The organism is Robinsoniella sp. RHS, from assembly GCF_001029355.1.
GTDB lineage: Bacteria > Bacillota > Clostridia > Lachnospirales > Lachnospiraceae > Robinsoniella > Robinsoniella peoriensis.
In genome coordinates, this window is the sequence record NZ_JNGB01000132.1 from 39,607 (window position 1) to 46,191 (window position 6,585).

The 6,585-nt window shown below is 41.7% G+C and carries 4 protein-coding genes, 4 tRNA genes and 1 rRNA gene; 1 reads left to right on the forward strand and 8 read right to left on the reverse strand.

What is annotated here, in order from left to right:
- Positions 1–19: 19 nt before the first annotated feature.
- The 3 genes from RHS_RS25390 to RHS_RS25400 form a co-directional block, all read right to left on the reverse strand.
- On the reverse strand, positions 20–1,192 hold the full coding sequence (locus tag RHS_RS25390; protein WP_047834755.1) for a M24 family metallopeptidase: 1,173 nt from the start codon (positions 1,190–1,192) through the stop codon (positions 20–22).
- Positions 1,193–1,443: 251 nt separating this feature from the next.
- On the reverse strand, positions 1,444–2,109 hold the full coding sequence (locus RHS_RS25395) for a YjjG family noncanonical pyrimidine nucleotidase (protein WP_047834756.1): 666 nt from the start codon (positions 2,107–2,109) through the stop codon (positions 1,444–1,446).
- Positions 2,110–2,122: 13 nt separating this feature from the next.
- Entirely contained in the window at positions 2,123–3,637 is a 1,515-nt protein-coding gene (locus RHS_RS25400) for an alpha/beta fold hydrolase (protein ID WP_047834757.1), read from the reverse strand.
- A 331-nt stretch (positions 3,638–3,968) separates the two neighbouring features.
- Between RHS_RS25400 and RHS_RS25405 the strand changes: the two genes are divergently transcribed.
- Positions 3,969–4,039, forward strand: a tRNA-Cys gene (locus tag RHS_RS25405).
- 158 nt (positions 4,040–4,197) lie between these two features.
- Here the strand turns inward: RHS_RS25405 and RHS_RS25410 are convergent.
- The 5 genes from RHS_RS25410 to RHS_RS25430 form a co-directional block, all read right to left on the reverse strand.
- The gene (locus tag RHS_RS25410; protein ID WP_395023538.1) at positions 4,198–5,610 is read right to left on the reverse strand and encodes a GntR family transcriptional regulator; all 1,413 of its coding nucleotides are present in this window, start codon (positions 5,608–5,610) and stop codon (positions 4,198–4,200) included.
- A 163-nt stretch (positions 5,611–5,773) separates the two neighbouring features.
- A tRNA-Cys gene (locus tag RHS_RS25415) sits at positions 5,774–5,844 on the reverse strand.
- Between the two features lie 67 nt (positions 5,845–5,911).
- Positions 5,912–5,983 (reverse strand) — tRNA-Glu (locus tag RHS_RS25420).
- A 56-nt stretch (positions 5,984–6,039) separates the two neighbouring features.
- Positions 6,040–6,111, reverse strand: a tRNA-Asn gene (locus tag RHS_RS25425).
- 127 nt (positions 6,112–6,238) lie between these two features.
- A 23S ribosomal RNA gene (locus RHS_RS25430) occupies positions 6,239–6,585 on the reverse strand; the annotation flags it as partial.

Below are 6,585 nucleotides of genomic sequence, written 5' to 3' on the forward strand. Positions count from 1 at the left end.
ATATAGCTATATAATCTTATTATTTCTGAATAAGCAATGGAATATCGGTCAATTTTTCCATACCATGTTCCAGGATCAGGTATCCGTCCTCGAAACGCATCCCCGGAATATCAGCCTCAAATAATGGAATATCAACGGAAATAACCATGTCTTTCTCTATCATTACACTGCTGGACGGTCCCAGTATAGGCGGTTCAAACTCTATAACCCCAATACTATGAAGCCCGGAATACATAAAGTTTTTCTCATACCCCGCCTCCTTCATGACCTGTCTTCCCATTGCTTCCACCATACTTCCTATTTTTCCCGGAAGCAGGTTTTCGGCACATACCTCCTGCGCCCGAATCGCTGCATCAACAGCCGCTTTTACCTTTTCTCCTGGATTTCCAACGAGTATTGTTCTTCCACAGGCCCCATGATAGCCTTCATACCGGGGTGCCAGTGTGATAACAACCACATCATTTTCTTCAATCTTGCGATTCGTCGTGCGTGCTAAAATATGCCTGGTATTTTGTCCGGAAGCAACAATCGGATCAATCCCATATCCTTCACATCCCATTCTACGCATTACGTATTCAGCCTCCGCAGCAACTTCACGCTCTGTAATACCCGGCCGCACTGCCGCAACCGCCGCCTGCATACCTGCTGTTGCAATTTCATAAGCTTTTCGTATCACTGCGATCTCTGCCCGGGACTTCACACCTCTCATCGGCTCCAGAAGTTTATCTGCATCCACCAGTTTTGCTGACTGGAAAGCACTTTCAACCGCCTCATAGAGTTCCGCCCCCATATAAAGCTTTCCGGCAATCCCAACTCTTTCGGGACTTTTCAGCACACACTGCTTCACAATCTGCTCCAGGGGCTCGACCACAGAAAATGGATAGTCTTCATCCTCAGCAGAAAATTCAGATAAAACTTTGATATTCTGAATTGCAGAAATCTCTTTTGCATACCCTTCCGTTTCCGGTCCGGTTAAAATGACCGGGTCACTGTCTGCCAAAAACATCAACAGCACATTTTCAAAATGGGTTGGTAAATCCGCATAATATCTGGCATATGCATTGCCATGTGTGGCTCTGTCATCACTATAAGTCAGGATTACATCCAATTGATGATCTTTCATTATCTTCTGAACCTTCTCCCAACGTTTGTGATATTCTTCCCTTGGTATTCTGACTGCTTCCTGCTGCATACTGATTTTCTCCTTTTCACCTTCGATACCTGGCATTGTATATTTAACCGCATACTTGATTGTGTACACCTGATTATTTGCAGTTTTACTCTAACCATAAAATATTATTTAATATTATTATACCTGTATTATTTCAGATGTCATCCTGTTATCTTGTGTAAAAGTATCACTTTCTTGGGCTGCTATCTAATTCAGTTCCGTCTGTTTTAATCCCAGAGCCATGACCCTTCCGAGTATAAGAAATCTTTCTTTTAATCCACAATGTCAAATAGTTCATCCAGCCGGCTAATCTCATATGTTGCCAGGGCACTTTTACCTCCGATGATACAGGAATGTATCCCCAGATTCACAGCCCCCTGAATATCACTTGCTTCACTGTCACCGATTAACAGGGCAGCTGACTGATCAAAACCGGGAATATGAGCATTTACATATTCCATGAACTCAATCTGCGGTTTCTGGTATCCCACTTCTTCACTGATAAAATATGCCTCAAAGAAAGGATACAGTCCGCTTGCATGAAGTCTGGCATACTGGGTAGTAGCCACCCCATTTGATACTACATACAAACGGTGGTTCTCACTCAAATGTTTCACGACTTCTAAAGCACCCTCTTTCATCATTGCCCCATTTGCCAGCTCATCTTGATATTCCTCTTCAAAGCTATCCGCAATCCCCTTGATTCCAAGTTCCTGAAAAGTTAGCCGGAAGCGCTTATCCAGTACTTCCTCCCTTGTAACATTTCCAAACTCATACTCATGCCACATATGATGGTTAATCCTGGAATAACACTCCATCAATTCCTTAGTGAATTCAATATTGTACCGCTCAAATATTACATGGAGTGCTCTTTGCTCACATGCTTTAAAATCAAATAAAGTTTCATCCAGGTCGAACAGTAAATCTTGGTAATGCATTGGATACCTCCTTCTATTTTTCCACAAACGTGGCTATACTTGCCATGACTTCTTCCGGTATATGCTTCTCTCCCTGATAATTAGCTGCTCCGTCCTCATATTTACCGGGCATAAATACATGGGTTAAGCCAGGGAAGGATTGAAATTCCCAGTTAGCTTTTTCCTTAAAATGTTCCTCCCATATTTTAAAGTCATCCATTGTAACCTGATAATCTTCTGCCCCCTGCAAAACGAGAACAGGCATGGTCATCTTCTCTGCCTCCTTGATACTGTCGAAATCAAAAATACTTTTCATGTATTTAACCGATTGTCCCATTATCTTTTCATCAGCTCCCAGAGAGTCAATATTTTTCATCTTGTCAATTTCTTTAAACATATTCTCATAAGATTTAGTTACCTCTTCTGTAGGATTCTTCTCCAGACTTTGAAGATATTTACACTGTCTCTCTATCGTCTCTGCAAATCCTCTTGCCGGAGCTGCCATCATAATACATCCATCCGGCGACGCTGCTTCTGCAATTGCCGGCATCATCTGTCCGCCCTGGCTATGTCCTACCACATACACTTTTGTGATCCCCTTTTGTTCTCTTAGCATTTTAACGGCAGCCACCGCATCATTAACCGTTTCGTCATATACCGTAAAATCCGGATCGGCTGCAAGCTCTTTTCCGTATACATAACTGATCTTATCATAGCGGTAAGATGCCACACCCTTCTGGGCAAGCCCCCATGCCAGATCACGGAACGGCTTGAGCTGTCCCAGTGACTCATCCTTATCAGACGAACCAGAGCCGTGGACAAATACCACGGCTGCATATTCGGTCTTATTTTCCGGCTGGGTAAAGATTCCAGGCAATTCCCATCCATCTTTTACTTTTAAATTCATCGCAGTCTCTTTTACGCCTTCCGGCATGGATGTTTCTTCCGAAGCTTCCTTATACTCTCCTGTATGGATTCCGCCGATTTTACCTTCTTTATTGAAACTGATCACCATATTCCAGGGTTGAGTTTCAAAATCACATGGAACCTCTACATTCGTATACTGTGACCGGCTGCTGACCCATGCCTCTTTCATTACATTTAACTTCCCGGATGCGGCAATTGCCGGTGCTAAAGACTGTTCCAGCTGTCCATTATCCAAAACTTCTTTTAACTGGTCTTCAAACTGATAATCCGATTTTATCTTCTCATAATCTCCGGCTACAATATCATTTGCAAATGCCTTTGCCTGTTCCAGCAGTTTTCCTTCATCCTCACTTGCTCCGGCAGAATCGCTCTGTTCCCCATTCCCGGTTTCCTTTGCAGCCTCACTCGATGCCTCTGATCCGGTATTTACTGCTGTTTCTTTTACGGATTCTGTTTCAGCTTTGCTCTCTTTTGTTTCCTGCGTTGTTTCCCCGGTACTTCCCTGAGTACTAACCTGGGTCACCGTTTCACTTTGTGCCGTACTGCTTTTGTCCTGTCCGCAGCCAGCTATTGCCAGCGCTATTCCTAATACCATGACTACTAATTTAGCTCTCTTCTTCATAATATCCTCCTATCTGTACGCGTTTATATACCAACATGATCTATCCCCCGGTAGAATCAGCTTATGCCCTTACTACTGACCTTCATACTGATCTCCCTCCTGAGTTGGCTTCATTATAGCACAGCCCCCATAAAGCTCAATAGCAGGTGCATAATATACCGTTTTTGGTGATTGAAATACAGATAGTAAATTTAGCTATATGACTGTATAATTATTATATTGGGAAGTAAAAAGAAAATCAATCATTTAATACAGAAGATATAGAAGTTTTATAAAATTTGTAGTTGACGTATAAATTGGGATTTGGTAGAATATAATAGTTAAGAGATGCGGCGACATAGCCAAGTGGTAAGGCATGGGTCTGCAACACCCTGATCACCAGTTCAAATCTGGTTGTCGCCTCTTAATTTTCCCGGAAATTATGAATTTCCGGGCTTTTTTTATCTCTGAATGATAAACAAACCATCTGCCGGGTGCAGCATCATAAACTTAAATTTTCATTGATACTGCCCCCAGATACTCATGGCTTTTTATGGAATAAAAAAAAATCCTTTCCCAATCTACGTAATCGTCATATTGATGACATCATAATTATTCTCCGTTAATTCCCGGAATGCATGTCCGAACTGTTTACTATTCCTGGCATGCATGCTTTCCCTTATGTCATGTGATATACTTGACCAATGGAGGACTGGTTCTTCACCGCTTTCCTCTATACGCAGAATACTTCCATTTAATAAAAGCAACGTGATTTTACTGTAAATTTCGCGTATCGCAGCAAGTGGACAATGATGAACTACCGCCTGCAATCCCGCACTAAGCGTTGCAACCAGAGATCTTTTTTCATCTGATATGGATATTGCTTCCCCAATGGAATCCAATAATCTCTCCGGGATATAAGGAAATACACACTGAAAAACGGGTTCGCTTGTTATAATCAGCAGTTGCATGGCTTCCAGAAAAGTTTTCAATTTATATTCCAGCATTAACCCCTTCACATTATACAGCGTTTCGGGTTCTCCATGAGCAATTGCCCTGGTTCCTACGCCATTCATTGTTTTTGCTACGCCCAGTTTATTCAGTAAGCCGATGGTACGGCGCATCGTGATTTCTGATACATGATAAACATCTGCTAATGCTGAAGTGCCAGGCAGCAGTTCCCCAATCGGATAGTCCCCCTGATTAATTTTACATATCATGTCAATTGCAATGATATCGCAGTATCTGGTTCGTCCTTTACGAGGCTCCCAACAAAAGGATTCCTGACCCGCACTTTCCAGGTTCGCTGCGAATACTTCTAAGCAGTTCTCTATTTTATTAAATAATTTTTCAATTAATTGTTCTACCTTTTGTTTTACCAGACTCCTGTTTCCCTTTTGAAACTCAAATATGCACTGAACATATTTCTCATTTATATCCTGCAAAAACAAAACCGTTTCACTTTTTCCGCAATGGGTATAAAGTACGTCCGTAAAGGAACTTTCGGCAAAAATAAGGACATCATAGTAAAGGCTGAATGCTGTTTGATTTATGAGTGCATGCAAACATTTTTCAAATTGCTGATACAAATGCCTGTCAACAAAAACACCTCCATAAATAAATGTCTCTGAAATGTCTGGGTATAACTTTTCAATATGATACAAACTCTGATAACAGATAACCGGTAAAATTAACTTGAGACTTCTACTTAAGTCAAGTAATGCAGCAGTACGTTTTTTAAAAGTATCACTTTCAAGATAATTTTCATATGGTTTCGATAATATAGAGGTGGCTTTGCCTCTGTTAAGTTTTATAAACCCATCATTTTCAAGCATTTTGAGAGCCCGCTGTGCAGGGCAATACGAAACCTGATAGCGTTTTGCAATATCCCGGGCTGATGGAAAATGCTCTCCGTCATCAAAAAAACCCAGTTGTATCTGCCCCGCAAGTATGCGATAAATAGTTTGTTCCTGACTGTTAGGGTTATGCATCATGTACTTCCTTTCCACAATTTTTCCAGTGTATAAAATAACATAACATGTATATATAATAACACATATAACTGAATTTCGGATTTGTTTTTATTATTATATCTATACTCTCAAATATAATGAATGCAAAAAGCTCTAGAAAGTATTCTTTCTAGAGCTTCTAAAGAGGCGACAACCAGATTTGAACTGGTGATCAGGGTGTTGCAGACCCATGCCTTACCACTTGGCTATGTCGCCGTATCTATTATCTATTATATTCATCCCGATGATCAAATATTCCTAAAAATAATTTAATCAAATCAAATGACTCCAAGGGGATTTGAACCCCTGTTACCGCCGTGAAAGGGCGGTGTCTTAACCGCTTGACCATGGAGCCTTGCTTTACTTGCCTTTTATCCTTTTAAATACTTAGCCATTTTGTTAAGTACTTAGCTCCCCGAGTTGGGCTCGAACCAACAACCCTTCGGTTAACAGCCGAATGCTCTACCATTGAGCTATCGAGGATTATACTGCTTTTTTGAAAAGCCATATACCTTCAAAACCACATACAGAAATTCATCAAATTATCATCCGTTCTTGCATTACCAACTTCGTTGATCATATCAACTTTATTGACATTATCCTAAACCTTATGGATAAGCCTTCGACCTATTAGTATTAGTCAGCTCCATACATTACTGCACTTCCACCTCTAACCTATCTACCTCGTCGTCTTCAAGGGGTCTTACCGCTTATGCGGGGGATATCTCATCTTGAGGGGGGCTTCACGCTTAGATGCCTTCAGCGTTTATCCCTTCCCGACTTGGCTACCCGGCCATGCTCTTGGTAGAACAACCGGTACACCAGAGGTCAGTCCAACCCGGTCCTCTCGTACTAAGGTCAGCTCCTCTCAAATATCCTGCGCCCACGCCCGGATAGGGACCGAACTGTCTCACGACGTTCTGAACCCAGCTCGCGTACCGCTTTAATGGGCGAACA